The organism is Pseudomonas sp. S3E12 (genome assembly GCF_001702295.1).
Lineage (GTDB): Bacteria > Pseudomonadota > Gammaproteobacteria > Pseudomonadales > Pseudomonadaceae > Aquipseudomonas > Aquipseudomonas marginalis.
On record NZ_MBDT01000021.1, the window covers coordinates 582,342 to 607,926 of the forward strand.

Consider the following 25,585-nt stretch of genomic DNA (forward strand, 5'->3'; position numbering starts at 1 on the left):
CCGCGTAGCCACCGTGCCTTGCTCCCTTGCCTACGCTTGCGTCAGAATCCGCCGGCTTGTGCGCTGGGATGGCCGTCTCTAAGGTGGCTCGGTCGCTGAATCTCTCGGTGATCGGGTTTAGTAGCCTGAGTTGGGTATCAAAAAGTGCATGAGCGTCATCAGTCAGACATTGCGTCTGTGCTTGATGGTGGCTGTGCGTAGGGCGCCTTCGGGCGCGCCGGCTTTGATATCCACCGGTCTACTAACCTGCGTACAGCTGCCACCTTTTTGTTTAGTAGCGACGAGGTGACGGCCCACATCTGGATATCGTTATGTCTCAAGTCAAACCTGATTCAACCGCTCTCTTCAGTGTCGCTCCCGACGCCAGCAACGAAACCCTCATCACCAACAGCTACGAAACCTTCGCCTCAGTCAGCATACTGCTGCTCGACTTGTCCGAAGACCTGTCCGGCAAACACCGCGACATCGCCCTCGCTATCCACCAACTGAGCGAGCTGGGCGTGCGAAGCGCCCTGCTCCGGTTAATGCCTAGCCCTTCAATTCACTAGAACGATTACTCGCCGCATCGTCGTAGGCCACATACAACGACTCGGCGATTTGGCTCTTGATGGCTTTGGTGGATTCCAGACCAAGCACAAAACCTTCAGCCTTGCCGCCAGCGCGGTTGAGTTCTTCATGGGTGGCGGCGCCGGTGATGGCGTCGAGAAGCTTGGCGGCGTGAGGGCCTACGCCTTTGGGGAGGGAGATTTGGTCGATGGACATTGCGATACCTTTAAAAGTTGAGTCGGTAGCGCGTGCAACCACTGCCGGGGGTGGCATGGTAGACCGGTTGGCTTAGAAAGGGGGGGCTTTCGACCAGAAGCGGATGCTCCCGAGAGCAACGGTCGCTAACCGGCCCAGAGTGTGTAAAAAACTCTGGGCCATTATGTTGTCACTCGACGCGACTCGATAATTCGCACCCGACGGTACATCATCGCGCTCGCCACGTTCCCGTCGCGGTATGAAGCCAACGGCGAAAAACCTGCCCGTTCGCAAAAACGAGCCTTTTGAAATGGAAGTCATCTCATGTTCGAACGTAACAAACTGGTACCGGAGTTAATGGTCACCAACCTGGATAGCAGCTTGGCTTTTTGGGTTTCTCGTCTGGGCTTTAAAGTAGCTTATCAACGCCTGGAAGATGGATTTGCATACCTTGATTTGAAGGGTGCTCAAGTCATGCTTGAGCAGGTTGATTCGGGTGCGGGTCAATGGCTGGCTGCGCCGTTGACCAAGCCGTAAGCTATCCGGCGCTGCGACATGCGCCGCCTGTCACAGACTTTCGAGCAATCTTAAAAACGGCGCACCAGGAGAGCTGCATGTTGATCGGCCATCGCTTCGAGCGCACCGCCCAGGGTGACCTGCACATCCACTCGCGCAATCGGGTGCAAAGCGCATTCGTGCTGCTGACCGGCGCAATGGCCTTCATCCTGCCGCTGGCCTTCGTCGTGTTTGGGTTCAGCGCTGAACACTCGCCACTGGCAGACCTGGACCCACTGTCCTCGCTGCTGATCGTGCTCGGCCTGCTGCTGATTCCTGCCCTTGGCCTGCTGCTGATGGTGTACACCGGCACCCGCGAAACCTTGCTGTTATCGCGGCACAACGGTGAAGGCACGCGCCGCACCCGTAATTTTTTCGGCCGCCGCGAACGGGTGCAGTCGGTGTTCAGCATCAATGCCCCCCATGCCCTCGAACTTCGCCGCCGCCCACAGGCCGAGCCAGTCTATACCCAGCTGTGGCTGGTGATGCGCGATGGCAGCGAGCAGCGTTTGACCACCGACAACGTGCCGGTGGTGCCGGGCAGTCAACGCACCGACAGGTGGCTGCGTGAGCTGGCCGACTACCTGAACGTGCCGGTACCCACCGAGGTCGTGGTCGATTCGGCGGCCAGGGCGACCGCCGCCTACAGGCCCGCTCCCGCCCGCGCCAGAGCGGCGAAGGGGGTCAAGCCGAAGGCGAAAGAGCTCACCTCTTCACACGAATCGAGCGAGAAACTCGGCCTTCCCGCCCGCGCCCTGCTCACTCTGCTGGGTGCGTTCCTGGCGGTGCTGGAGTTGACTCACGTGATCGCATTGATGCGTGCGCTGTTGACCGGACGGCTGCGGGTCAGCGGGCTTCGAACGGGGTCGACAAGTTTTTACTGGGCTGAGCAACCGATGGTTTTTTCATTCAACCTGCTTGTCGGCATCGCCGAGGTGCTGATTATCGGGTTGATCGCCTGGGGTTGCCTGCGCACGGCGATACTGGGCCGGCTGAAAGCCAATCCCAGATGAGTACTGCCACCCCCTTGCGCACGCTGCTATTCTCCGGCGTTTGGCCCCTGCAGACTCTCCATGCCCCTGACCCATCGCGAAACCGCTCGCCTCGACCGCCGCCTCATCGCCGCCCTCACCAACGCCTGCGAAACCGCCAAGACTGAAATCCCCGGCTTCGATTGGCTGACCCACACCGTCGACTACAGCGCCTTCCCCCAAAGCCTGCGGGTGATCTGGGTGTTCGACAGCCGCGCCAGCAAGGAGCACGCCCTCTCGACTGGGGCAGAACCACGCATGCGTGAGCTGACCGCCGCTGCACTCAACGATGCGGACGTGCACGGCGCGCCCATGGAGCGCTGCGTACACTTCGACTCCGAGGAAGAATGCCGCCTGCGCCATGACGGCGATTGGCGCGTGCGCCTGGCCAAGGTGCATACGGCCAAGGTGTGAGTGCGCATCTTCCTGGCGCCGGTTGTACCAATGGGCAGGGCTTCTGCGGGCTTTCGCGATGGTCGCTGCACGGCTGCATTTTTACCCCACCAGGCAGGTCACGCCTGCGTACTGAACCGCTGTATTCCACGCCGCTCATACATCGCCGCTTCCGTCGCTTGCGTCGCCCGCTCGCCTTTGTATTGCAGTTGTTGGATAAAAGTCCGGTCCTTGGCCCCCTTGATGTCCGACGGGTCGTGATCCGTGAGTAGAGGCGCCAGATCAAGGGTCTTGGCGAAGTTTTCGTTGGTCAGGCTGTAATAGCCCAGGCCCGACCAGACGGAATCGGCGTCCACCATGTCGATGGCGGCATTCCGGTAGGCAACGGCTGCGGTTTTCAGACCAGGGGATTGATTGAGCAAATCCGTCAGCCGCTGGGTATCCGAGCGGCTGAGCTGGCTGGCCGAATCCAGCACTTTCAGGCGGCCATCGGCTTCGACGGTGAAGCCGTATTTTTTGCCGGCCAAGTCGGGAGCGGTGGTCGACAGCGCTGACTCGAATGACTTGAAGGAAGCCTTCAGCGTACTGAACGCCCCGTTGAAGATTTCAGCGCGGCGAGGAAAGTCTCGCGACTGGGTACGACCGACCCAGGTGTCGACCGCCTCCAGCGGTTCCAAGGGGGAGCTGGCTGATCCACTGGGATGGTAGACGGCCGCCGGGGCGGCGTTGGCCAACGCGTCTTTCGCGGCGGCCGTCAGTGGCTGGGCCAGGAGTTTCTGCTCGGAAGGTGCGAGGCTGACGTTGGCTGGCGGGAGATAGGCCGCGCTGACGGAAAGAGCCATTTAATCGGTCCATGATTGGCGGGTTCATACAGGTTATCGACGGTAAAGGGTCGAGCTTTAGACGACCAACCTGCAGGATCGTACAAGCCAGGCGCCCCGTGGCCTCGATAATCTGGCCGTCTTACCTACCAGAGGATGGATCATGGCTACGTCACAGCACTCGGCACAACCGGTAAACCTCGCGCAAAAGGCATCGCTCATCGACGCGCAGTGGAGCCCCAGGGTCGTCGCCGAAATGAACGACTACCAGTTCAAGGTGGTGCGTATCGAAGGCGAGTTCATCTGGCACTCGCACCCGGAAACCGACGAAGCGTTCCTGGTGCTCGAAGGGACGCTGCGTATCGATCTGCCGGAAGGCCCGGTGTACGTGGCGGCGGGCGAGCTGTATGTGGTCCCGCGTGGCGTTGAACATCGGACCGCCGCCGAAGGTGAGGTGAAGCTGATGATGATCGAACCGCGGGGCATCTTGAATACCGGCCATGAAGGCGGCGAACGTACGGCCACGAATGATCTGTGGATCTGAAAAGTGGCGCGGGTGAACCCATAGCCTTACAGCGCGAGGCTTTTGTAGTGAGCGGTGGCAGCCGTCAAAGGTGTGTAGATACTCTCCGTCATTGAACCGAGCCTTTGGCGGGTAATTTCTGGATAATGCCCAGTTCCCGCTCCCGATACGGACATCCCCTCGATGAAGTTGCCCACCGCCGCCCTCCTCCTCGCCTCTGCGCTGCTGCCTTCCATCGCCCACGCCGACGACGCCGCGCTGACCGACACGCTCAAGGCCTTCACCCGCTGCGACGCGACGTTCTTCAGCCGCCTGAACAGCCACCGCGACGCCTGGCAGGCCTACGCACCGCTCAAGCAGGACAAAGACTTCGCGTGGATCGCGGTGGTCAACCGCGCGGACCGCAAGGCCAACGCGGTGCCGGTCAGCACGCCGCCCATCGCCGGCTTGAAGCTGTTGTCGTACGCCGACGAGGCCACCGACCTCGGCAACCTGGGGCTCTACTATTACTGGGGCTTTGTTGTGCAAGGCAACATCGACGAGGTTGCCCAACGCCTTGCCCCGCTGCTCGACCAACCGGCTCGCCTGCAAAAAGGCGACGGCGCCTACATCCGCAGCGAGCTCAAGGTCGGCGACCGCTGGCAGGCCATCAAGCCACGGCCCGGCACCGCGCCGGGCACCCGCGAAGTCGAGCGCGTGCTGCTGGTCGAGCCCGAGGGCAGCGACGGCACGCAATCGCGCATCAGTTGTTCGTTGCAGGGTGGTGTCGATGCGGCGCTGCTGGCCTGGTCGCGTCCAGACATCCAACCGGTGGACTACCCGCGCACTATCGTGGAACCAAGCATCAACGACGTCGCCGTCCCCGCCAGCGTGCTCCAGCGCCTCGACTCGGCCCTGCTACAGCCGAAGTTCAAGACGTTGAACTACACCTACCTGTCGAAAAAAAGCGATGGCAGCAACGACACCCCCACCTCGGTGACCTTCACGGCGGTGGGTGGCTTGCTGAACAAGAACGAGATCTACAGCGACACCTTCCATGTCGAGCGCCTGGTGCAGGCGGACCTGATCCAGTTGAAGTCGAAGATGAACGGCGTGGGCGACGGCCAGGTGCTGCTGACCCGCGAAGCCGAGCTGAGTATTCCGAGCAGTTGGACGCCTGGCCAGACGCTGAGCGCCAACCTGCACATGGCGAACGTGCCCGGCAAACCGACCGATACCCCGCTCGAGACCTTTGTGAGCTGCAAGGTCGGCCAGCGCTTCCCGGCGCGACAGGTGTTTGCCTCGTTGACCGGCGACGCCATCAAGCTGGAGTGCGAGCAAGGCGACTACAAAACCTCGCGCGCATTTATCGAAGACCTGGGCATTGCCGTGACGCTGGCAACGACCTCGAGCAAAATGCGCTCGGCGTATGAATACACGGCGTTCGAGGTGGTGCGTTGATCGAAGGGACGTTTGCCAAGCAAACATCCCGCTGATTCAGGGCACTCTACGTTGCCGCAGCAGTCTGTTCCTACACACCCCATGCCCCGCGGAGTTCCCATGATCATTGTCCATCACCTCAACAACTCACGTTCGCAGCGCATTCTGTGGCTGCTGGAAGAGCTTGGCCTGCCGTACGAGATCAAGCGCTACCAGCGCGACCCGAAAACCAACCTTGCGCCGCCGGAACTCAAGGCGATCAATGCGCTGGGTAAATCCCCGGTGATCGAAGACGGCGCCAACGTGGTGATCGAGTCCGGCGCCATCGTCGACTACCTGATCCGCCGCCATGGCGACGGTCGCCTGCAGCCGGACCCGGCCACCGCCGCCTACGACCAGTACGTGCAATGGCTGCACTTCGCCGAAGGCTCGGCCATGCTGCCGCTGATGCTTAACCTGTATGTGGGGCGCCTGGGCGATGCCGGTGCACCGCTGCATCCGCGTATCGAATCGGAAGTGGCCAATTACCTCGGTTACCTCAACGAGGCGCTGGCACACACGCCGTATCTGCTGGGGGATGACGTGAGCGGCGCGGACATCCAGATGAGCTTTATCGGCGAAATCGCCAAGGCCCAGGGCAAGCTGGCGGCGTACCCGCACCTGGCGGCGTGGGTGCAGCGGTTCCAGGCACGCCCGGCTTATCGCCAGGCGCTGGAACAGGGTGGGGAGTATGCGTTTGCCAAGTGAGTAGCTTGCCCTCTACGCAGAGGCTAAGGCGCCGCCATCTGCCACAGCGAAGCGCCCACGCCGGTGATGCTCTCTCCCGCAATCAACCCCGCCGCTGCGGTAATCGCAAACCGCTCGGTGAGGCTCGGCCAGCGGCAGCTCACCAGCCAGGTGAGCACCGCCCCCAGGGCCATCATCAGCGACACCGAAGCTGGCAGCACAAACGCCAGCCCCAACGCGGCGGCACTGGGCAGGTAGCGGGCGCGATGGGCGGGCAACAGGCTGTCGAGTACGCCCAGCAACACCCCGGCCAGCCCTGCGATACCGATCGCCCAGCGAATGCTCGCCGACAATGAATCCAGCCCATGGGTGAGGGTTTGCGCCACGGCTTTCCAGGTCGCGACCGCCGGCGCCGGCCATTCCTCGGTTAGCAACATCGATTGCGGATCAGGAATCAGCGCCAGGTACGCAAACACCCCGACGATGCTGCCAATGAAAATCCCCAGGATCTGGGCGATCACTTGCTTGTGCGGCGTGGCACCAATGGCCTTGCCGACCTTGAAGTCGTTCATCAGGTCGGTGCACTGCCCCGCCGAGCCGCCGGCGGTGTTGGCGCTCATCAGGTTGATCGGCACCTGCCCCGGCGCGACGATGCCGAAGCTCAGCTGGGACAACTGCCCGATGGCGCCAATCGGCGGAATACCGGTGGCGCCCACCACGCGGGCGGCGACGGCCGCCAGGCAGATCGCCAGGGGAATGGTCAGCAACGCCATCCACAGGTTGATGCCGAACAACAGCACCTGCAGGCTTACCACCAATACGATCGACAGCACAAAACCAGCGGCCGGCCCCGGTTTGGGTACGCTCCAGGCTTGCCCGCCGGCGGACTTGGTCGAGGTGTATAACGCCCACAGACGAATCGTCAGCGACGCCAAGGTTGAGCACACCATCAGGCTCACTCCCGGCCACAGCAACCACTCCACCAACGCCGCAAATTGCGGGCCGCTGCTGCCGGCCGGCAAGCTCACCAGGCCTTGCGCCAGCAACCACGGGCCCAGGCCGCCCCAGGCGAGCAAGGCGCCGAGCAGCAGGGTCAGGCCGACGCGAATGCCGATAATGCCGCCAAACCCCAGGAGCAACAGCGAGGGGTCGGCGGTGAAGGTCAGGCGCTCCAGTTGGGCGGATGGCGACCAACGCGGGAAGGCCCACACAAAGGTGTCCACCCACTTCACCAGCCCGGACAGCAACGCCGCGCTGAGCAGCACCTTCAAGCGCGTCGCCGCTTCGCGCCCATGGTTGTAGATATGCAGCAGGGTTTCCAGGGTGGCCATGCCTTCGGGAAACTTCAGCGCCTTGTCATTGAGCAACGAAGGCCGCAGGTACCAGGCGATCCAGATGCCCAGGAAACTCACCGAGAACACCCAGGCGATCATCGGCAGCGCATCCAGCTGGTTGCCGGTCAGCAGGGTATAGGCCGGGATCGGCGCCACCAGCCCACCGGAAATGATCGAAGCGGCGGCCGAGGCGACGGTCTGGTTGATATTGCTCTCATGCAGCGTCCACGGCAGTTGCTCGGACGAGCGCTTGGCCAGGCCCTGCCAGATCGCATACCCCACCAGCAGGGCAATGATCGACATGTTGAACGACCAGCCGATCTTCAACCCGGCATACACGTTCGAAGGGGTCAGCAGGATACCGAGCATCGTGCCGGTGATGACCGCGCGCAGGCTCAGTTCGCGTTCGACGGGGGGATGAAGGGGGACCGTTGATGAGGTGGCATGCATGCGGATTCCTTTCGGCAGGGGAACAGGGCGACATAACAAGTGAGCCCCTCAAGGCCTGAAGGTTCCTATGCGGCAAGCGGGCGCCTTTTTGTGGTGAGCGGGCTTCAACCTCCACGCCATCAATTACTCAATCAGAGCCATGCAGCATCCCATAACGAATAATCCCCTACCTGCGCCACCAACCCGGCCCGCAAAGGGTTGGCAATGATGTAGCGAGCCATCTTGCGAACATCATCCTCCGCGCGGACAGCCCTATCGTGATAACCGGGTTGCCAGACACGCTCCTTGCTTTGACGACGCCGGTTGATGGTCAGCGTGCTACGCGACTTCATACGCCGCACCACGTCGGGCAAGGTCTTCTGCTTCAGCTCAAACAACCAGTGAATGTGGTCAGGCATGATCACCCAGGCCAGAGAGTCGACCAATCCCAGCTCATGAACCTGCCGGAATTCGGCCACCAGCAGACGACCCAGATAAAGGTCGGTGAATAGGCGCTGACGGTGATGCACGACAACGGTAATGAGGTAACTGCGTCCGTATTCAGAGTAACGGCCGTGACGCAGGCGATGGGATTGGGGTGTGGGGCGCATTCCGTTGCTCCTGGGGACCGTCCTGAAGAGCATTAACACTAGCGCGCCGTAGCTGGCGAGCCAGTGTCATCGGGTGACTGAATGTATCCGCCTGGAGTGACCTGGCTTTTGTGGTGAGCGGGCTTGCCCCGCGCTGGGCTGCGAAGCGGCCCCAAAAGCTGTTATCAGGATTTACCTGGAAAAACGTGGTGCTCTTGATGGGGCCGCTTCGCGGCCCGGCGCGGGGCAAGCCCGCTCACCACAGAAGTCCGCTCATCACAAAAAGTCCGTTCACCACTACGCGGGCGCCCCATCACAGAAGATCATCCCATTACAGAAAACCTGTCATCGGGTGACTGAATGTATCCAGCCTGGAGTGACCTGGCTTTTTGTGGTGAGCGGGCTTGCCCCGCGCTGGGCTGCGAAGCGGCCCCAAAAGCTGTTATCAGGATTTACCTGGAAAAGCGCGGTGTTCTTGATGGGGCCGCTTCGCGGCCCGGCGCGGGGCAAGCCCGCTCACCACAGAAGTCCGCTCACCACAAAAAGCCCGCTCACCACTAAGCGTGCGTAAAACCCTTTCTCCCGGCCACCTCGCCATCGGCTTGTGCCTTGTCCAACAGTTGCTGCACCCACGGCGCGTTCCGGGCATTGACCACGCCATAGCGGTCTGGCGGGAAAAACGCCCAGTGATGGGCGATTGCGGTAAGGCGCTTGAGCTCATCGGCCGCCAGCCAATACCCGGTGTCCAGCAAGGGCAGCGGTTCGCCGTCGAAACGTCGGCCCAGCATCAGGTTGGTGCCGGGGGCGAAGGTAAAGGCCAGGTCCTGGCAGGGTTGCAGTTGTTTGTCCGGTGCCGGCATGCGGCCGACTCGGTTGTACGTGAAGTCACCGGGGTATTCGTCCTTGAATACCAGCCAGTGGCCCGCCGTGGTCTTGGCGACGATCCACTGCGACACCCCGCTGCTCTGGGTGCGTTCGAGCTGGCCGTTTTTCCATTGCATCAGGGCGTTGCAGTCGGGATCGTAGTCCGAGGCCCACAGGCTGGTGCCCGACACCAGCCTGTGGCGCTCCAGCTCGACCACGCCCTGGTCCGGCATGGCCTGCCAGTAGCGCTTGATGGGATCGCGGGTATCACGCAGGTAGTTGCGCAGCCCCCAGGCCGCCGTAAAGACCACCGCCGCCAATACCTGCCAGGCAAACGTGTCGCCGATGACACGGTCCACGTCCAGCCCTGGCGCAAACGCGGCCCCGTACAGCCACACGCCCAGCATGAACACCAGGCTGGGCAGGAACACACCAAAGCACAGCGGCGGCAGCAGCACTTCGATCCAACTGAAGTGATGCCCGGCTGCATGCTCACGTGCCCAGGCCTGCTCCTGGGCGAGCATGGGTGCCTGTTCGCGCGGGCCGATGCCGGGATCGGGGGCCTTGAAGCGCCAGTAAAGTGCCACGGGGTTGTTATTCATGCAGCGCATCATGCCCTTGGCGCGGGCAGAGATACAGCGCCCCGAGCACCGATAAAACAATCATTGCCGAGACCCGCCCACAGTCATACGATGACCGATCACGCCCATAACAATAAAGGACCACCCGTGAACAAACCCCTGCTCCTGGCCGCCGCCGTTGTCTGCGGCTTCAGTGCCCACGCCCACGCCGCCACGTTTGCGTATATCTCCAGCCCCGGCGACGGGCTGATTTCCCAGTACCGCCTCGACGAAAGCAATGGCGCCCTGAGCCTGGTCGAGCAAGTGACGGCCGGCGACCAGGTCAACCCCATGGCCCTCAGTCCCGACGGCAAGACCTTGTTCGCGGCCCTGCGGGTCAAGCCATTTCAGGTCCAGGGCTTCAGCATCGACCCGACAACCGGCCGCCTGACGCCGCAGTCCAAGGCGCCACTGGCCGAAAGCATGGCGTACCTGGCCACTGATCGCGCCGGGCGCTATTTGCTCGCGGCGTCCTACGGTGCCGACACCCTCAGCGTCCAGCCCATCGACAAGCCCGACCCCATCCGCACCTACAAAACCGGCCTGCATGCCCACTCGCTGCGCACCGACCCCAGCAATCGCTTTGCCTACGCCGGCAACCTGGGCACGGACCATGTGCTGCAATACCGCTTCGACGCCACCACCGGCGCACTCACCCCGATCGGCAGCGGCTTCGTGAGCGTGCCGGCCAATACCGGGCCTCGGCACCTGGCGTTTTCGGCCAACGGCAAGTACCTGTATGTGGTCGGTGAAATGAGCGGCACCGTCACCGCATTTGCCATCGATGACAGCACCGGCGCGCTGACGCAGATCGGCGTGGCCAATGGCATTCCCGAGCGTTTGAAACTGGCCCATGGTGAAGTGCGTGACGCGCGCAACAATGACCTGAAAGACGACCCGACACCACGCATCTGGGCGGCCGACCTGCGCCTGTCGCCGGACGGCAGGCTGTTGCTGATGAGCGAGCGCACCAGCAGTTCGGTGTCGGCGTTTGCGGTGGATACGACCACGGGCGGCCTGCGCTATGTCGACAACTACCCGGTCGAGGAGAAGCAGCCGCGCAATATCGCGTTCTCCCCCAACGGGCATTGGCTGCTGGTGACCGGTGAGAAAAGCGACAAGGTCGGCACCTATGCAGTCAGCGCCAACGGTGCGTTGAAGCGGGTGGGGGAAGCGGCGTCGGGCAAGGGGGCGCTGTGGATTGAGGTGCTGCATACCTCGGCCAACTGACCTGAACCTGTGTGATTATCCCTTGGGGAGGCTTGGCCGAGGTATGACCCGCGTCCAGGCCTCAAATGTGTAAACGATGTCCCCGGTTTCAGATGTAAACGATGTCTACGGCTCTACACCCCCACAGGGTTGGATCTTGAGGGTGTACAGGCCTCAGCTCAGGCGAAACCGTGCGGTGTTATCACTCAACGCCTGGCTGCCCTTGCTCAAGGTGTCCGCCGCACGGTTTACCGCGCGGGCGCCGTCCAGCAGGCGCCCGGCGGCCTGGTCGACTTGCTGGATATTGCCGCTCACCTCATCCGCCGTCGCCGCCTGCTCCTCCACCGCCGTGGCGATTTGCGCCAGGGTGTCGGTGACGTTCTGCACCGCGCCGGCAATCTCGCCCAGGCGCGTGCCCAGGCCGGTGACGGACTCGGCATCGGTCAACGCCTGCTCGCACGCGGCGCCCATCAGCGTCACCGCCTGGCTCACGGTGGCGCGCAGGCTGTCGACGGTGCCGGCGATCTGCGCCGTCGAGGCCTGGGTGCGTTGCGACAGGCTGCGCACTTCATCGGCGACCACCGCAAAGCCCCGGCCCTGCTCGCCTGCGCGTGCGGCTTCGATGGCTGCGTTGAGCGCCAGCAGGTTGGTCTGCTCGGCGATGCCGCGAATGGTGTCGACCACCGATTGAATCTGCTGGCCTTGCTGGCTGACCTGCTGCAAGGCGTCCGAGGTGTCGGTCAGGCGCTGGTTGAGCTGCTGGATGCTGGCGGTGGTGCGCTGGCTGTCGCGGCTGCTGTCTTCGGCGATGCGCCGGGTCTGCTGGGCACTGCCCGAGGCCTGTTCGCAGCTGCGCGCGACGCCCATGGACGTGGCGGCCAACTGCGTGGCAGCGGCGGCGATCTGGCTGATCTGGTGCTGCTGGTCTTCGACTTCGCTGAGGGTGCTGCCCGATTGCGAGTTCAGGGTAAGCACCGCCGAGCCGAGCTGCTGGGTTTCGTGATTGACGCCGAGCAGGCTGGTGCGCAATTGCACCACCGCGACGTTCAGCGCGGTGCTGATCGCCGCGAGTTCGTCGCGCCCTTCCACCGCCACTTCCACGCACAGGTTGCCGTCGCGCAGGGACTCGGCCAACGTGGTGATGCCGCTGGCACTGCGGCGGATGGAGGCTTGCAGGCACATGAACAGGTACAGCGCCGCCAGGGCCAACAGGCTGAATGTCGCCGCCATCGGGATGAATTGCTTGAGTGAACGGTCGTGGTAATAGCTCAGGCGCGCGTCCAGAGAGGTCAACGACTGCTTGCGCAGCGCGCCGAGGCTGCCGAGCATGGCGTCGACACTGCGGTCGAAGGCGGCGGTGTCGAGCTTGATGGTGCCGCCAAACACGCCGTCGTCGAGCACCTTGAGTTCGTTATCCAGCACTTGCAGGCTGTTGTCGTACTGTCCGGTCCAGGGTTCCATGCCCGCGAACTGCTTGGCCTTGAGCGAAGAGGCGGCCTTGGTCAACTGGTCGCGCGCATCGCCGATGCGGCTGCGCAAGTCGCGCATCTGCAAACGGCTCTGCAGGGTGAACTGCCCCGAAGAAATGGACGACTGCCCCACGCTGGCCATGCGACCGATGCGCTCGATCAGGTCGGGCGCGTGCTGGGTGCCCATCTGCATGAGCATGTAGGTTTCCAGCCACGGGTCGAGGATCAGCCCGGCGTCCAGGGCGATCTGTTCGCGCAGCGCCTGCATCGCCGTCAGCGCGGTGGTGAAGCGGTCGTAGCCGTCCGGCCACCACCCGACGGTGCGCAGCGATGACGAATCCATGCCCTTGACGGTGCCCTGCAACGCTTCGAAGCGGGCCAGGACATCAGCGCTGGCGTTCTGGGTTTTCAACGCCTCGCCGAGGGCTTGCAGGCTTTGCAGGATCAGCGGGAAATTGGCATCGACGTTATCCATCGCCGCCTTCGCTTCCGGTGTCGGGGCGTGCAGGATGTCCGCCGCCTTCCAGCGCGCCGCCAGGTTACGTTGCGCCGTCAACTGGCCGTCCAGTGCATCCAGGGCCAACAGCTGGCGAACGCCGGACTGTTCGTTGGAAATCACGCTTAATTTGTCGCGATAGTCCTGGCCGATCATCCACAGGCTGCCCGCCAGGGGCAGCATGAACAGGAAGAACAGGATCTGGAACTTACGTGCGAAGCCGAAACGTCCGAGCAGGCGGATACCGGGTGATAAAAGGCTGTGCATGTCCACTCCCAAAAACAACCCACGCGTTAGACGGCAGGCGAAGCCTTGAAATGACTAACGGCAAAATGCCATGTCATTGATTAGGTTGGCACTAGCAAGATACGGGCCGCTGCTGCACAGCCCTGAAACAGGGCACGCGACGCGCCAATACGGCCCGAGGCGTGCTCGAAAATGGGGCGAAAGCACCCAGTTGCGACACAGGCATCGTCACCTGCGGAGACGACCACCCGAGGCGCGCACTGAAACGCCCTCAATCACCACAGCCTATCGGCCGCCCATGGGGAGAACTTGAAGGGAGTCCGGCGGCCTATTTACGCCAGCAGTCGGGTAATCCACTGGACCTGCTGGGCGATGGCTTGCGCCTTCGCCTGCGGCACCCGTTGCCGAGCCTGGTCAAAGCCCGCCAAGGCGGCCTTTTTCAGGCGCAACGCACGCTGCCACTTGGCGAGGAACGCCGGGCTGCGGGCCTGCAGGTGCATGGGGCCGAAGTACAGCTCCTCAGCGCTGTACACCACGGGTTCGGCGCGCTCGGCCATGATGATTTCATAGTAGAAGCGGTTTTCGTGCAGCAGCTCCTCACTGAGGATGCGGTAGCCGTTGCTCATCAACCAGTAGCGCAACGGCTGTTCGCCGCCGTTGGGTTGCAGGATCAGACGTTCGCGGCCGCTGAGGTGGGCCTTGCCGCTGTCGAGGATGTCGCGGATCGTCTCGCCGCCCATGCCGCAGACGCTGATCGCGGTGATCGCGTCCGCCGGCTCTATCGCCGCCAACCCATCGGCCAGGCGCACCGTGACGTGCTGCTCCAGGCCATTCTCGCGCACGGTGCGCTGCGCCGCGTGGAACGGCGTGCTCGCCACCTCGCCCGCCACCGCCGCCTCAATCACGCCACGGCGCATCAAGGCCACCGGCAGGTAGGCGTGGTCCGAGCCGATATCGGCCAGCCGCGCGCCCATCGGCACCTGCGCGGCCACACGCTCCAGGCGCATGGACAAGGTGTGTTCGTTCAACCTGCGTTCCTTTTTATTCGCCGGAAAATCGATCCCGGCTGTTGGTCAGATGCAACACCATCGCCGCCCTTGCGGCATCCGGGTCCTGGCGCTTGATCGCGTTGAAGATCGCCTCATGCTCCAGGTTCGCCAGTTGCCCGAGCTTGGCAAAGTCCGCCCCGCCGCGCTCGGCGCCCTTCACCTGGGTACGCGGAATCATCGCATTGCCCAGGTGCTGCATGATCTCGGTGAAGAACGTGTTGCCGGTGGCTTCGGCGATCAACTGGTGAAAACGCTTGTCCTCTTCCACGCAGCTGTCGTTATTGGCCAGCGAGGCCTGGTAGTCGTCGAGAGCGGCGCGCATGTGGGCCAGCTGCGTGTCGGACCTGCGCACAGCGGCCAGCGCCACCGCCTGCACTTCCAGGCCCAGGCGCAGCTCGAGCATGTTGCGCACGCTGGCGACGGTGTCCACATGCAGGCGCAAGCCTCGCTGGGCCTGTTGCGCCAGCACAAAGGTGCCGATGCCATGGCGCGTCTCCACCAGCCCCGAGGCTTGCAGCTTGGACAGGGCCTCGCGCACCACAGTCCGGCTCACCCCATGCTCGAGCACGATGGTGGATTCGGACGGCAGTTTTTCACCGGGCTTCAACTGCCCAAGCAGGATGCGCTGGGTCAGGGCGTCGAGCACGCCTTGGGCCAGGTTGTTGGAGCGTCTACGGACGGGAGGTCCACTGTCAATGGGCATCGTTGCGGGTCCACGGGGTTGGGCTGGAGGGAGCTTAACATCCCGATCGGGCACGAGGCGGCGTTGATTCAAAAGTCAGCCGACTTGTATGACAACCAATCTTAGCCCTGCCTTATCTCATCATCGTCACCATGAAGAACTCGCGACAGCCAGCGCTCTTCAACGCGCCAAAAAACCCAATAAACATTAAGCAAATAACCAAAATACCCGATAACCCTACGATCTTATAAGAACAAATCACTCACGACCGCATTGCGAACCTCAGAAACTCACTTGTATGATGTCTATCAACAAGACACGCAAACCCGCATAAAAACAATCAGGGGGAGTTTTGAATTGTGAACAATTCAAGCCATGCATCTGCCGCACCAGAAAGTGATCCGGTCCTCGCGCGCGCCGTGAGCAAAGTGAAGGGCCATGTGCTCCCACTGTTCGTGATCATGTTCATCCTCAACTACATCGACCGGGTCAATATCGGCTTTGTGCGCACGCACATGGAACATGACCTGGGCATCGGCGCTGCCGCCTATGGCTTCGGTGCCGGGCTGTTCTTCATCGGCTACGCGCTCTTTGAAGTGCCCTCCAACATGCTGCTGCAAAAGGTCGGCGCGCGCATCTGGCTGACCCGCATCATGTTCACCTGGGGCATCGTCGCCACGCTGATGGCGTTCATCCAGAACGAAACCCACTTCTACATCCTGCGCTTCCTGCTGGGCGTGGCCGAAGCCGGCTTCTTCCCTGGGGTGATCTACTACTTCACGCGCTGGCTGCCGGGAGTTGAGCGCGGCAAGGCCATTGCGATTTTCCTCAGCGGCTCGGCGGTGGCCTCGCTGATCTCCGGCCCGCTGTCAGGCGCGCTGCTGCAGATCGAAGGGTTCGGCTTCCACGGCTGGCAATGGATGTTCGCCATCGAAGGCCTGGCCTCGGTGGTGATCGGTTTCTTTGTGTGGTTCTGGCTCGATTCCAAGCCCCACGACGCCAAATGGATGACCCGCGAAGAACAGGATGCGCTGGTCAACGCCATCGACCAGGAACAGCGCGAGCGTGAAGCCCTGACCAGCGTCAAGCCGACCCTCGGCAAGCTGCTCAGGGACCGTCAGATCCTGCTGTTCTGCGCCCTGTACTTCTGCATTCAACTGACGATCTACGCGGCGACGTTCTGGCTGCCGAGCATCATCAAGAAGATGGGTGACCTGAGCGATGTGCAGGTGGGTTTCTTCAACTCGATCCCGTGGCTGATCTCGATCATCGCCATGTACGCCTTCGCGACGCTGTCGGGCAAATTCAAGTTCCAGCAGGCCTGGGTCGCGGCTGCGCTGTTGATTGCCGCAGCTGGCATGTTCATGTCCACCACCGGTGGGCCGATCTTCGCGTTCGTGGCGATCTGCTTTGCGGCCATTGGGTTCAAGTCGGCGTCTTCGCTGTTCTGGCCCATCCCACAGGGCTACCTGGACGTGCGCATCGCCGCAGCCGTGATTGCCTTGATCAACTCCATCGGCAACCTGGGTGGCTTCGTTGCGCCGACCACCTTTGGCTTCCTGGAGCAGACCACCGGCTCGATCCAGGGCGGCCTCTACGGCCTGGCCGGCACCTCGGTGCTCGCCGCAATCCTGGTGTTCTTCGCCAAGACCTCGCCCGCTGCCGCATTGGCCTCGCCGGGCGCCATGCCCACCGGCGCTGCCATCAGCAAATCTCTCTGAGCCTCTTTAGGAATTCGCCATGAATACTCCCGTCATCACCCACTTCCAGGTCATCCCGGTGGCCGGTCACGACAGCATGCTGCTCAACCTCAGCGGCGCCCACGGCCCTTACTTCACACGCAATATCGTGATTCTCAAGGACAGCAGCGGCAACACCGGCGTCGGTGAAGTACCCGGTGGCGAACGCATCCGCGAAACCCTGGAAGACGCGCGCAGCCTGGTGATCGGCCAACCCATCGGCCAGTACCAGCGCGTCCTCAACCAGATGCGCAGCACCTTTGCCTCACGGGATTCGGCGGGCCGTGGCCTGCAAACCTTTGACCTGCGCATCACCATCCATGCCGTCACCGCCATGGAAGCCGCCCTGCTCGACCTGCTGGGCCAGTTCCTCGAAGTGCCGGTGGCCGCCCTGCTCGGCGAAGGCCAGCAGCGTGATGCGGTGAAAATGCTCGGCTACCTGTTCTATGTCGGCGACCGCAGCGCCACCGACCTGGCTTACCGCAACGAGGCCGATAGCGACGATGCGTGGTTCCGCCTGCGCCATGAAACCGCCCTGACCAGCGAGGCCGTGGTGCGCCTGGCCGAAGCCGCCAAGGCCAAGTACGGCTTCAACGACTTCAAGCTCAAGGGCGGCGTATTGAGCGGCGACGCAGAGATCGAAGCCGTCACCGCCCTGGCCGAACGCTTCCCCGATGCGCGCATCACCCTCGACCCCAACGGCGCCTGGTCATTGAAAGAAGCCATCCGCCTGTGCCGCGACCAGCACCACGTGCTCGCCTACGCCGAAGACCCATGCGGCGCCGAAAACGGTTACTCGGGGCGCGAAGTCATGGCCGAATTCCGCCGCGCCACGGGCCTGAAAACCGCCACCAACATGATCGCCACCGACTGGCGCGAAATGGGCCACGCGATCCAACTGCAATCGGTGGACATCCCCTTGGCCGACCCGCACTTCTGGACCCTGCAAGGCTCGGTGCGCGTGGCGCAGATGTGCCATGAGTGGGGCCTGACCTGGGGCTCGCACTCCAACAACCACTTCGATATTTCCCTGGCCATGTTCACCCAAGTGGCCGCCGCCGCCCCGGGCGACATCACCGCCATCGACACCCACTGGATCTGGCAGGACGGCCAACGCCTGACCCGCGAACCGCTGAAAATCGAAGACGGCTATGTGAAAGTGCCGGCCAAGCCCGGCCTGGGCGTGGACATCGACATGGACGCCGTGGCCAAGGCCCACGAACTGTACAAAGGCATGGGCCTCGGCGCACGGGATGACAGCGTGGCGATGCAGTTCCTGATTCCGGGGTGGCGTTATAACAACAAGCAGCCTTGCCTGGTGCGCTGAAGCGCTGGGTTCTGGGGGCGGCTCGGCCTCCAGAACACCATCAATCCAATGTGGGAGGGGGCTTGCTCCCGATTGCGGTGTGTTTGCCAGCCATGTATCGACTGACACTCCGCCATCGGGGGCAAGCTGAGGCGGCAAACGATAGAGATGAAGCCCAAAGAAAACGTCCTGCACAGCCGCTTCACTTTGCGTAAAATGCGAGCCGTTCTCGATCAGGAAAACTCAACCCAGGAGGGGTAACGCGATGCTTGCCTTGAAGTATTCCGAGACGCAGGAAGGCGTTTACTCCCCCAAGAAACGTATGTTCACCCCATTCCATCGGTGCGATTCAGAGCGGATCACGCTCGCCACACTGGATGGAGGCACACGCTTCACAGGCCCCTATTTCAAGCTGAAAGCGCTGTCGGCCATACAACTTGCTGACGCGCCCGAAGCGCAAGAAACCGACCTCACGCCACCAACGGTGCACGTCTGATCAATTTCGCGGGTTCCTGCCTTGGTATCGGAACGCACCACTGAGTCTGTGAGACAGTCGCGCCGCCACTGCGGGCCTCAAACGCAAGGAAACCAGGGCATGGCAACAGCAAAAACCAAAAAGGCGTTTGTGTATTCGGCATGGGGGTTACTGTTTTTGAGCCTGGTTGGGGTTTTAGTCATACAGGCCTTCCAGGAAACACCCCAGCCCAGCAAACCCAGCTTCCTCAGCGACCTCATCATCGTGACCGCACGAACGACGCCCGGGAATCGAAAGATCGACGAGCATCTAACCTTCGTTCGCGCGGAAGCGGCCAACAGTCACGCCCTCAAGTTCTATTACACGTTGGTCGATTACGATACCCATCCCGAGGACGTTGACTTGGGCGTGATGAAATCAAGCATCACCCAGGCTGTCTGCGCCGCGCAAATGCCAAGGGACCAGTCCATCATTTCATTGGGTGGCACCTTCATTTACATATTCGGCAGCAAACACGTAAAAGAGGTTGGACGGTTCGAAATCAACAAGCAGAGCTGTAATGGCTAATGAGCGGGCCCCCTTCAACCGACTCGCTCGAACCGCCGCGACTGCTCACGCCCGCTTGGGCAACTTCCAGTTCGGCCGGATGAAGTGGCAGGTATAGCCGTTGGGTATCCGCTCCAGATAATCCTGATGCTCCGGCTCCGCCTGCCAAAACTCCCTGGCAGGCTCAATTTCCGTGACCACAGGCCCCGGCCACAGCGTGGAGGCATCCACGTCAGCCGCGGTATCTTCGGCAATCGCCCGTTGCTGCTCGCTCAGGTAGTAAATCGCCGAGCGATAGCTTGGCCCCAGATCATTGCCCTGCCGATTCGGCGTGCTGGGGTCATGGATCTGGAAAAAGAACTCAAGGATCTGCCGGTAGGAAATCACCGCCGGGTCAAACACGATCTCAATCGCTTCGGCATGGTTGCCATGGTTGCGGTAGGTGGCATTCGGCACATCGCCACCGGTATAGCCGACGCGCGTCTGCAGCACGCCGGGGTAGCGTCGCAACAGGTCCTGCATGCCCCAGAAGCAGCCGCCGGCGAGGATGGCGGTTTCGGTTGGGTTGGTCATGGTCTGTCCTTGCGGTTAATGGAGACAGGGGTAGTTATGGGGCAATGCTGGGCAATACCAAGTTCAATCAAAGAAAAACTGCCCCCTATCGACTCAAGGTTTATTCCTGGAACGAAACGCCGCCACCTTCATCCGGTTGCCGCAGGTCGCCATGCTGCACCAGCGACGGCGGTGCGACTTGCTCAGGTCATGGAACAGCAGCACGCAGTCGTGGGCCTCGCACTGGCGGACGAATTCAAACTTATCGTTCGTGACCAAGCCCACCAACGACTCGGCCACCGGCCCAAGCAGGCTGGCCGGGCTGCTGTCCCGAGGATGCGTGGCAAGCTGAAATGCCTTCTGCTCCTGCGCCCATTCCAGCCTGCTCACCGGGCGCCCCGCTTCAAGCACCTGGTTGATCACCGCGAGATCGACGGGAACGCCTGTCATTGCCGCATTCACCACCGCCCTTGAACTCGCGCGAAGCGAACGAGCGAGGGCCAGCAGCCCACTCGGCGCCTTCGGGTCAACCTGCTCGGGCAACAGCCCCGCTTGGGTCAGCCAGCTCATAACACTGTGATCATCGACGAAGCAGTCATGGCGCTGATCACCCACCCCGTACTCGGAGTTGATGAAATCGAGGGCAAGGTTGTCAGCCAGAAAAAGTGCGCCTGAAGCAGTGCTGTTCGGATTCATGGGCAGCCTGTAACCAATAAAATATGTTTGACAGGTTACCAAATCCAGGCATAACCTTCAAATATCAACTTTAACGGTTACACAGGAAGCCATATCATGACCTCATCCAACACCATGGCCGCAGCCGGGCTCACCGCCTCCTTGTTGATCAGCGGCGCAGCCCATGCAGACAACACAGTGCATTACCGCTACGAGCAGGTCGGCGACGTAAAGGTGTTCTACCGCGAGGCGGGCGACCCCAGCGCGCCGACCGTGTTGCTGCTGCACGGCTTCGCCGCCTCATCCTTTATGTTCCGCGAACTCATGCCCGAGCTTGCCGACCGCTACCACGTCATCGCGCCGGACCTGCCGGCATTTGGCTTCACCGAAGCCCCGCCGCGCGGCGAATACGCCTACACCTTCAGCCAACTGGCGAAGACCATCGGCCAGTTCACCGAACAGCTCAAACTCGATAAATACGCACTGATGGTCCACGACTACGGCGCCCCCGTAGGCTGGCGCATGGCCGTCGCCCATCCGGAGCGAGTGACCGCGATCATTTCCCAAAACGGCAACGCCTACGAAGAAGGCCTGGGCGCTGGCTGGGCCCCCATCCAACGCTACTGGCACGCCCCGACCCAACAAAACCGTGAGGCCCTGCACGACTTCCCCACCCCCGCCTCGATCAAGTGGCAGTACCTGGAAGGCGTGGCCGACAAAAGCTCGGTGTCACCCGATGGCTACACGCTGGAAGGGCTGCAAATATCCCGCCCGGGCAATGCCGACATCCAGCTCGACCTGGTGCTGGACTACGCCTCCAACGTCGCGATGTACCCGGCCTTCCAGTCCTACTTCCGCCAGTACCAGCCACCGCTGCTCGCAGTGTGGGGAAAGAACGACCCGTTCTTCCTGCCGGCCGGCGCCGAGGCGTGGAAGCGCGATATCCCCAAGGCGGATATTCGTTTTTATGACACCGGGCACTTTGCGCTGGAAACCCATGGGAAGGCGATCATTCCGGTTATACGGGCGTTCCTGGACAAGAACCTCCAGTGATCAACGCAACCCAATGTAGGAGCGAGCTTGCTCGCGAAAAACGTCAACGATAACGCAGCGACTCTGGTTTCACGCGGCGCTCCAAGATTCTTCGCACGCCAGCTCGCGCCTACCTTGTGGACATGTCCTACAGCAAGCTGCAGCGCCTTGCTCCGTTACCTACAGTTGCGTCAGAATCCGCCGGCTTGTGCGCTTGAGTGAGCGTCTCTAAGGTGGCCCGGTCGCTGACAACTCAGTGATCGGGTTTAGTAGCCCGAGTGACAACATAAAGTGCATGAGCCTCATCGATCAGATGTTCTTGTCTGTACTTGATGGTGGCTGTGCGCAGGGCGCCCTCGGGCGCGCCGGCTTTGTGTGTTTCCCCGGTCTACTAACCTGCGTACAGCCGCCACCCTCTTGTTTAGTAGCGAAAAGGTGTTGGCCCTAAAACAGGTACAACACACATGTACAAAGTCACGCCTAACCCTCCGAACGGCCCCGACCTGAAACTGAATCAGGCGGCGCATCGTGCGATTGATCACTATCTCAACGCGGGTGCCGAACCGCCAGGGCCGCCTCCTCCACCTTCGACGACGCTGTTCACCGTTGCTGACGATGCCAGCAGTGAAGTGCTGATTGCCAATAGCTATGAGACTTTTTCTTCGGTGACTGCGTTGTTGCTGGACCTGTCGGATGAGCTGACGGGGAAGCAGCGGGATGTGGCGTTGGCGATTCACCAACTCAGCGAGTTGGGAGTGTTGCTGATGGATAAGTTGATGGAGCGGGAGGGGGGCTTCACCTAGCGGCTAACCTGCTGCGTTTTTCAGAAATAGAAGAAATAGGGGTCAGACCACTATTAATAAATAGTAGTCTAACCCCGCTTTACTGATAACTGAGAAAAAACCTTCGGATAAGCAACTAAAGGCCCAAGCTTTAAACTATTACCTAAATCGTGAAAATCTAGTCAACCATCAATACTTATGGAGCTATCATTTGCGATAGCTATCTTTCGTGTTTTATTTCTTTTTTTAATATTTTTGAATCGCGGCCGCTCACCAAGAGCAAATTCAACGCCAGTAATATCGGCCCCTGCGAATATAGCCCCCATTACAGTTGCCTCATAAAATGTTGATTCCGACAGATTCGACCCTGAAAAATTCGCTTCTGTGCAAGTAGTATTGTCAAAGTTGGATTTTTGCAATCGAGCGCCTTCAAAATTGGCTCCTTCAAAGTCTCCTAGACAGAAAAAAGCGTTATTAAAACTCACGCCTTTAAAATTTGTTTTGGTACCATTCGCTCTTCCCAATACAATTCTAAAGCCATTGGCACCTTCAAAGTTTGAATTGGAAATGTCTGCCGCATAAAAATCTGCCAAATCTAAAGAAAGACCGGATAGATTTAGCCAAGACATGCAAGATAAGACCAAGGTATGCTCTGGGCCACTCCTCTGCTCTTGAATGCGTTTTAACCATGTTCCAAAAGCAGTTTTATCAGTGTGAACTATATCGCTTATTTGGGAAGATGCTAATGCACAGGCATTCATCGCAGCAAACAAAGCTTCTTCAGCATTTCGAGCCTGAAACAATGCCTTGGGAAATGACACCAATTTAGTAATTTTTTCCATTGGCATGCCATTTGCCAAAATATAGTTAAATAGAGAAACAAAACATTTATGCATAGCGTCAATAGCTAGCGGAGTCTGGAGCTTTACTTCCGATCGAAGAAAGTCATGGATATTTTTAGACAGTGCAGCGGGACCGCACATTTCCACCCAATACGCCAATGCCTCTGCCTCCCCCCAACCTCTCGCTCTTCCCTGCCGCCTATGAGTTTCCTCTACAATTTCTCGCATTGCCCTTACGAGTCGGCGCGCCGTCAAATACTCACCAAAACTCTTATGAGTAAATATGAAGGTTGGGTCGCCTTTTGGACGTGAGCCATGTTGCCTAAAGAAGAAGGCAGCTAGCAACGAAGTTATTCCTGCTTCCGCTCCTTCCTGAAAAACATTAAGCTGCGTCTTCAATCCACCTAGCTCGCAGTAGTGTTCAATTTCACTAATGGTCGTCGTTCTTCCGTCACCGTGCCATGCAGCCAGTCCTATTTCTTCAAGAATCAGGAAGAAATCAGCTTCTTTAAGAAGCTTTATCGGGCCATGTCGCCGCCCATTCTCATATCCCCGTTCATATATTGCCTCAACCAAATCATCATAAATTTGATTGAGATTGACACCCTTAGAAAAATTTAGCTTCCCTCTGCAATAGCTTAGAGCCAAGAGGTAGTTCAATAAGGGTTGCGCTGTGATTTCATCAAGATCTGCGCGTTTTAGATCTTCAGGAAGCCCACTGTAGCCTAGCCCCGTCAAACCACCGTAATTCCTCCACCAATCCGCTCTAAGGTCTTGAGAAAGAATCGACTTTGGATCTTCAAAATCACTCTGACTTCGGCTCGTTTCGGAGTTGTCAGTATAATAAGGAAGAACTGTCAAAACCTGCTTTACTTGCCGCAACTCACTCTCAGAACCTTGTATTGTCACTTCACGCCCACTAAGTAAAACTCGAACGCACAACCCATTCATGTTAATCCGATCAACAGTCAACTGCACCGAGCGCACAAAGTCTCGCGCGGTTTCAGCGGCTGCACGGCCTTGACTAGCAAGTTCGTCTAAACCATCCAGTATTATTAAAAGGTCGGAAGTGAGTTCTTCCCTTTTCAGAGGGTTAATTTTAATTATACCCTCATCACTCAAAAACCTTCCAACCTCTTCAGCAAAGTCGCGCGAAGGATCAATGTAATGCAGTGGAATAAATAGAACCTTAATCCTTCCTTGCTTTGATACATGCGCTGCGTAAATTTTTGAGAAGGAAGATTTCCCACTACCAGGTCCTCCACTTATCGCGCGAACAGCATCCTCCTTTTTAGATGTAAGCAACCATCTATCGAGTTCCTCATTAAGTCGCACAGCAATTTTACGATTACTCATGTGATTATCTGAGATATCTGTCGCTACTGGACACTCCTCATAATAAGCATTAAGTGGTATATATATTTGCCTAAGACCAAACGGCTCGCCAAAAACAGACTCTTCTAAGCGACGTTGCAATTGGGCGTCATAGAGCCTCCAAGAAAGCTCACGCTCAACGGATAAACTAAACGGAGAATTCAAGGAGGCAATAATTTCTTGATATACTGCCGAGTTAGACTGCCACTCTTTATGAAGGGCGTGAGGAAAATACCCAGGCAATCTCGAGGAGATTGTGTGCGATTTTGCCTGCGAGACACCAACATCCACAAGCCAAGCAAATATAGCTTCTTTAATAGAGTTTATTAGTTGGAATTTTACCGGGTTTTTGAAAAAATCGTTATTCACCTTGCATGTAAGGATTTTTTCCTCAAGCAATGGCTCAAGTGATGAAAAGTCGTATTGCTCTGGCAGTTGATCTTTTGAATCGAGCAGAAGACCCGAAAGCGCAGCCAATGTAGAGCGCTGCAACAATCGATAAAGAAGTTGTTCCGGAGTTTTATTTTCAAATCCAATTGCAGACGCTGCATCAACACCGTCGTCAGCTAAATCGTCAAACTTACCAAGCAAAGCATGTCCTACTCCCTTTGCAAGCGATACCGCCAATGCTTTGGCATCTAGTTTCAGCGAAGTATTTAGAAGAGACTTTGGCTTTGATACATTCAGCGACGCGTCCAAATCCAGTCCTTGCATATTATTTATTCCTTTTCACGCCAAATAATTTTTATAAAATATCGTATGATAATATTTTTAATCAGGATTTAATAAAAAACAGTACAAGATTGCCACGCAAGGCATCAAAAAGCCACTACAAAAATCGCATTTCTGAATGCTATGACAGCAGTTGTATACTCAGCCAATGACGTAAATCCCTTCCTGCACAGGTAAAAGTTGTTCAACGAGATCAATTACTCCAACTGCAGTCGACTCTCCGAATGGCCTAATCAATTGCTGCCGATCATAAGTAGCCGCAATTGGCCGAAAGCCCCCCTCTATAAACACCAACCTAAGAACACCCGCGTCCATCCGTCGCATCCCCCACCC

The 25,585-nt window shown here is 59.5% G+C and carries 25 protein-coding genes and 1 pseudogene; 14 read left to right on the top strand and 12 right to left on the bottom strand.

The window, feature by feature from the left end; genetic code table 11:
• Positions 1-311: 311 nt before the first annotated feature.
• Positions 312-548, top strand: a complete 237-nt coding sequence (locus BB029_RS19340; protein WP_065940397.1) for a DUF6124 family protein — start codon at positions 312-314, stop codon at positions 546-548.
• On the opposite strand, the gene BB029_RS19345 is transcribed toward BB029_RS19340, so the two are convergent.
• Positions 529-762, bottom strand: coding sequence for a hypothetical protein (locus BB029_RS19345; RefSeq protein WP_027604039.1), 234 nt, complete (start codon positions 760-762; stop codon positions 529-531). The two genes, BB029_RS19340 and BB029_RS19345, sit on opposite strands and share 20 nt — an antisense overlap.
• Positions 763-1,065: 303 nt before the next feature.
• Here BB029_RS19345 and BB029_RS19350 point away from each other — a divergent pair.
• The 3 genes and pseudogenes from BB029_RS19350 to BB029_RS19360 all read left to right on the top strand — a co-directional run.
• A pseudogene (locus BB029_RS19350) lies at positions 1,066-1,275 on the top strand (VOC family protein); the annotation flags it as partial.
• Between the two features lie 80 nt (positions 1,276-1,355).
• On the top strand, positions 1,356-2,309 hold the full coding sequence (locus BB029_RS19355) for a hypothetical protein (protein ID WP_065940398.1): 954 nt from the start codon (positions 1,356-1,358) through the stop codon (positions 2,307-2,309).
• A 60-nt stretch (positions 2,310-2,369) separates the two neighbouring features.
• Positions 2,370-2,741, top strand: a complete 372-nt coding sequence (locus BB029_RS19360; RefSeq protein WP_065940399.1) for a hypothetical protein — start codon at positions 2,370-2,372, stop codon at positions 2,739-2,741.
• A 98-nt stretch (positions 2,742-2,839) separates the two neighbouring features.
• Here the strand turns inward: BB029_RS19360 and BB029_RS19365 are convergent, their stop codons facing one another.
• Positions 2,840-3,562, bottom strand: a complete 723-nt coding sequence (locus BB029_RS19365; protein ID WP_065940400.1) for a hypothetical protein — start codon at positions 3,560-3,562, stop codon at positions 2,840-2,842.
• Positions 3,563-3,704: 142 nt separating this feature from the next.
• On the opposite strand from BB029_RS19365, the gene BB029_RS19370 reads away from it, so the two are divergent.
• From BB029_RS19370 to BB029_RS19380, 3 genes are all read left to right on the top strand, one after another.
• On the top strand, positions 3,705-4,085 hold the full coding sequence (locus tag BB029_RS19370; RefSeq protein ID WP_065940401.1) for a cupin domain-containing protein: 381 nt from the start codon (positions 3,705-3,707) through the stop codon (positions 4,083-4,085).
• A gap of 162 nt (positions 4,086-4,247) precedes the next feature.
• Positions 4,248-5,504 (top strand): hypothetical protein, encoded by a 1,257-nt coding sequence (locus BB029_RS19375; RefSeq protein WP_065940402.1) that lies wholly within the window; start codon positions 4,248-4,250, stop codon positions 5,502-5,504.
• Between the two features lie 99 nt (positions 5,505-5,603).
• Complete coding sequence (locus BB029_RS19380) at positions 5,604-6,230, top strand: glutathione S-transferase family protein (protein WP_065925058.1); 627 nt, start codon at positions 5,604-5,606, stop codon at positions 6,228-6,230.
• A 23-nt stretch (positions 6,231-6,253) separates the two neighbouring features.
• Here BB029_RS19380 and BB029_RS19385 read toward each other — a convergent pair whose 3' ends face one another.
• The 3 genes from BB029_RS19385 to BB029_RS19395 all read right to left on the bottom strand — a co-directional run bounded on the left by BB029_RS19385 (position 6,254) and on the right by BB029_RS19395 (position 10,028).
• A complete protein-coding gene (locus tag BB029_RS19385) occupies positions 6,254-7,993 on the bottom strand; it encodes an OPT family oligopeptide transporter (protein ID WP_065940403.1) in 1,740 nt (579 codons plus the stop codon).
• 131 nt (positions 7,994-8,124) lie between these two features.
• Positions 8,125-8,583 carry a transposase gene (locus tag BB029_RS19390; RefSeq protein WP_065940404.1) on the bottom strand — a complete coding sequence of 153 codons (459 nt, stop codon included), beginning with the start codon at positions 8,581-8,583 and terminating at the stop codon, positions 8,125-8,127.
• Between the two features lie 536 nt (positions 8,584-9,119).
• Positions 9,120-10,028: a hypothetical protein gene (locus tag BB029_RS19395; RefSeq protein WP_065940405.1), complete on the bottom strand. Its 909-nt coding sequence runs from the start codon at positions 10,026-10,028 to the stop codon at positions 9,120-9,122.
• Positions 10,029-10,154: 126 nt separating this feature from the next.
• Between BB029_RS19395 and BB029_RS19400 the strand changes: the two genes are divergently transcribed.
• Positions 10,155-11,276, top strand: coding sequence for a lactonase family protein (locus tag BB029_RS19400; protein ID WP_065940406.1), 1,122 nt, complete (start codon positions 10,155-10,157; stop codon positions 11,274-11,276).
• A gap of 153 nt (positions 11,277-11,429) precedes the next feature.
• Here the strand turns inward: BB029_RS19400 and BB029_RS19405 are convergent, their stop codons facing one another.
• The 3 genes from BB029_RS19405 to BB029_RS19415 all read right to left on the bottom strand — a co-directional run bounded on the left by BB029_RS19405 (position 11,430) and on the right by BB029_RS19415 (position 15,218).
• On the bottom strand, positions 11,430-13,487 hold the full coding sequence (locus tag BB029_RS19405) for a methyl-accepting chemotaxis protein (RefSeq protein WP_065940407.1): 2,058 nt from the start codon (positions 13,485-13,487) through the stop codon (positions 11,430-11,432).
• 311 nt (positions 13,488-13,798) lie between these two features.
• Complete coding sequence (locus BB029_RS19410) at positions 13,799-14,494, bottom strand: tRNA (adenine(22)-N(1))-methyltransferase TrmK (RefSeq protein WP_065940408.1); 696 nt, start codon at positions 14,492-14,494, stop codon at positions 13,799-13,801.
• Positions 14,495-14,507: 13 nt separating this feature from the next.
• Positions 14,508-15,218 carry a FadR/GntR family transcriptional regulator gene (locus BB029_RS19415; protein WP_065940409.1) on the bottom strand — a complete coding sequence of 237 codons (711 nt, stop codon included), beginning with the start codon at positions 15,216-15,218 and terminating at the stop codon, positions 14,508-14,510.
• A 338-nt stretch (positions 15,219-15,556) separates the two neighbouring features.
• Between BB029_RS19415 and BB029_RS19420 the strand changes: the two genes are divergently transcribed.
• From BB029_RS19420 to BB029_RS19435, 4 genes are all read left to right on the top strand, one after another.
• Complete coding sequence (locus BB029_RS19420; protein ID WP_065940410.1) at positions 15,557-16,918, top strand: MFS transporter; 1,362 nt, start codon at positions 15,557-15,559, stop codon at positions 16,916-16,918.
• 19 nt (positions 16,919-16,937) lie between these two features.
• Entirely contained in the window at positions 16,938-18,263 is a 1,326-nt protein-coding gene (gene gudD / locus BB029_RS19425) for a glucarate dehydratase (protein ID WP_065940411.1), read from the top strand.
• A 244-nt stretch (positions 18,264-18,507) separates the two neighbouring features.
• A complete protein-coding gene (locus tag BB029_RS19430) occupies positions 18,508-18,738 on the top strand; it encodes a hypothetical protein (protein ID WP_065940412.1) in 231 nt (76 codons plus the stop codon).
• A gap of 99 nt (positions 18,739-18,837) precedes the next feature.
• Complete coding sequence (locus BB029_RS19435) at positions 18,838-19,284, top strand: hypothetical protein (RefSeq protein ID WP_065940413.1); 447 nt, start codon at positions 18,838-18,840, stop codon at positions 19,282-19,284.
• A 45-nt stretch (positions 19,285-19,329) separates the two neighbouring features.
• On the opposite strand, the gene msrA is transcribed toward BB029_RS19435, so the two are convergent.
• Complete coding sequence (gene msrA, locus BB029_RS19440) at positions 19,330-19,836, bottom strand: peptide-methionine (S)-S-oxide reductase MsrA (protein ID WP_065940414.1); 507 nt, start codon at positions 19,834-19,836, stop codon at positions 19,330-19,332.
• Between the two features lie 93 nt (positions 19,837-19,929).
• On the bottom strand, positions 19,930-20,511 hold the full coding sequence (locus BB029_RS19445; RefSeq protein ID WP_065940415.1) for an ABATE domain-containing protein: 582 nt from the start codon (positions 20,509-20,511) through the stop codon (positions 19,930-19,932).
• Between the two features lie 96 nt (positions 20,512-20,607).
• Between BB029_RS19445 and BB029_RS19450 the strand changes: the two genes are divergently transcribed.
• Both BB029_RS19450 and BB029_RS19455 read left to right on the top strand, forming a co-directional pair.
• A complete protein-coding gene (locus BB029_RS19450; RefSeq protein ID WP_065940416.1) occupies positions 20,608-21,543 on the top strand; it encodes an alpha/beta fold hydrolase in 936 nt (311 codons plus the stop codon).
• 443 nt (positions 21,544-21,986) lie between these two features.
• Entirely contained in the window at positions 21,987-22,325 is a 339-nt protein-coding gene (locus tag BB029_RS19455) for a DUF6124 family protein (RefSeq protein ID WP_065940417.1), read from the top strand.
• Positions 22,326-22,486: 161 nt separating this feature from the next.
• Here BB029_RS19455 and BB029_RS32350 read toward each other — a convergent pair whose 3' ends face one another.
• Together BB029_RS32350 and BB029_RS33575 are read right to left on the bottom strand one after the other, a co-directional pair.
• Entirely contained in the window at positions 22,487-25,234 is a 2,748-nt protein-coding gene (locus tag BB029_RS32350) for a pentapeptide repeat-containing protein (protein WP_083236454.1), read from the bottom strand.
• A gap of 159 nt (positions 25,235-25,393) precedes the next feature.
• Positions 25,394-25,585 (bottom strand): hypothetical protein (locus BB029_RS33575; RefSeq protein WP_218188809.1); only part of this gene is annotated, 192 nt, incomplete at its 5' end.

What these genes read in the sequence shown, in the direction of transcription:
- BB029_RS19340 (WP_065940397.1), top strand. Translation starts at nt 312, where the DNA reads ATGTCTCAAGTCAAACCTGATTCAACCGCTCTCTTCAGTGTCGCTCCC.
- BB029_RS19345 (WP_027604039.1), bottom strand. Translation starts at nt 762, where the DNA reads ATGTCCATCGACCAAATCTCCCTCCCCAAAGGCGTAGGCCCTCACGCC.
- BB029_RS19355 (WP_065940398.1), top strand. Translation starts at nt 1,356, where the DNA reads ATGTTGATCGGCCATCGCTTCGAGCGCACCGCCCAGGGTGACCTGCAC.
- BB029_RS19360 (WP_065940399.1), top strand. Translation starts at nt 2,370, where the DNA reads ATGCCCCTGACCCATCGCGAAACCGCTCGCCTCGACCGCCGCCTCATC.
- BB029_RS19365 (WP_065940400.1), bottom strand. Translation starts at nt 3,562, where the DNA reads ATGGCTCTTTCCGTCAGCGCGGCCTATCTCCCGCCAGCCAACGTCAGC.
- BB029_RS19370 (WP_065940401.1), top strand. Translation starts at nt 3,705, where the DNA reads ATGGCTACGTCACAGCACTCGGCACAACCGGTAAACCTCGCGCAAAAG.
- BB029_RS19375 (WP_065940402.1), top strand. Translation starts at nt 4,248, where the DNA reads ATGAAGTTGCCCACCGCCGCCCTCCTCCTCGCCTCTGCGCTGCTGCCT.
- BB029_RS19380 (WP_065925058.1), top strand. Translation starts at nt 5,604, where the DNA reads ATGATCATTGTCCATCACCTCAACAACTCACGTTCGCAGCGCATTCTG.
- BB029_RS19385 (WP_065940403.1), bottom strand. Translation starts at nt 7,993, where the DNA reads ATGCATGCCACCTCATCAACGGTCCCCCTTCATCCCCCCGTCGAACGC.
- BB029_RS19390 (WP_065940404.1), bottom strand. Translation starts at nt 8,583, where the DNA reads ATGCGCCCCACACCCCAATCCCATCGCCTGCGTCACGGCCGTTACTCT.
- BB029_RS19395 (WP_065940405.1), bottom strand. Translation starts at nt 10,028, where the DNA reads ATGAATAACAACCCCGTGGCACTTTACTGGCGCTTCAAGGCCCCCGAT.
- BB029_RS19405 (WP_065940407.1), bottom strand. Translation starts at nt 13,487, where the DNA reads ATGCACAGCCTTTTATCACCCGGTATCCGCCTGCTCGGACGTTTCGGC.
- BB029_RS19415 (WP_065940409.1), bottom strand. Translation starts at nt 15,218, where the DNA reads ATGCCCATTGACAGTGGACCTCCCGTCCGTAGACGCTCCAACAACCTG.
- gudD (WP_065940411.1), top strand. Translation starts at nt 16,938, where the DNA reads ATGAATACTCCCGTCATCACCCACTTCCAGGTCATCCCGGTGGCCGGT.
- BB029_RS19430 (WP_065940412.1), top strand. Translation starts at nt 18,508, where the DNA reads ATGCTTGCCTTGAAGTATTCCGAGACGCAGGAAGGCGTTTACTCCCCC.
- BB029_RS19435 (WP_065940413.1), top strand. Translation starts at nt 18,838, where the DNA reads ATGGCAACAGCAAAAACCAAAAAGGCGTTTGTGTATTCGGCATGGGGG.
- msrA (WP_065940414.1), bottom strand. Translation starts at nt 19,836, where the DNA reads ATGACCAACCCAACCGAAACCGCCATCCTCGCCGGCGGCTGCTTCTGG.
- BB029_RS19445 (WP_065940415.1), bottom strand. Translation starts at nt 20,511, where the DNA reads ATGAATCCGAACAGCACTGCTTCAGGCGCACTTTTTCTGGCTGACAAC.
- BB029_RS19450 (WP_065940416.1), top strand. Translation starts at nt 20,608, where the DNA reads ATGACCTCATCCAACACCATGGCCGCAGCCGGGCTCACCGCCTCCTTG.
- BB029_RS19455 (WP_065940417.1), top strand. Translation starts at nt 21,987, where the DNA reads ATGTACAAAGTCACGCCTAACCCTCCGAACGGCCCCGACCTGAAACTG.
- BB029_RS32350 (WP_083236454.1), bottom strand. Translation starts at nt 25,234, where the DNA reads ATGCAAGGACTGGATTTGGACGCGTCGCTGAATGTATCAAAGCCAAAG.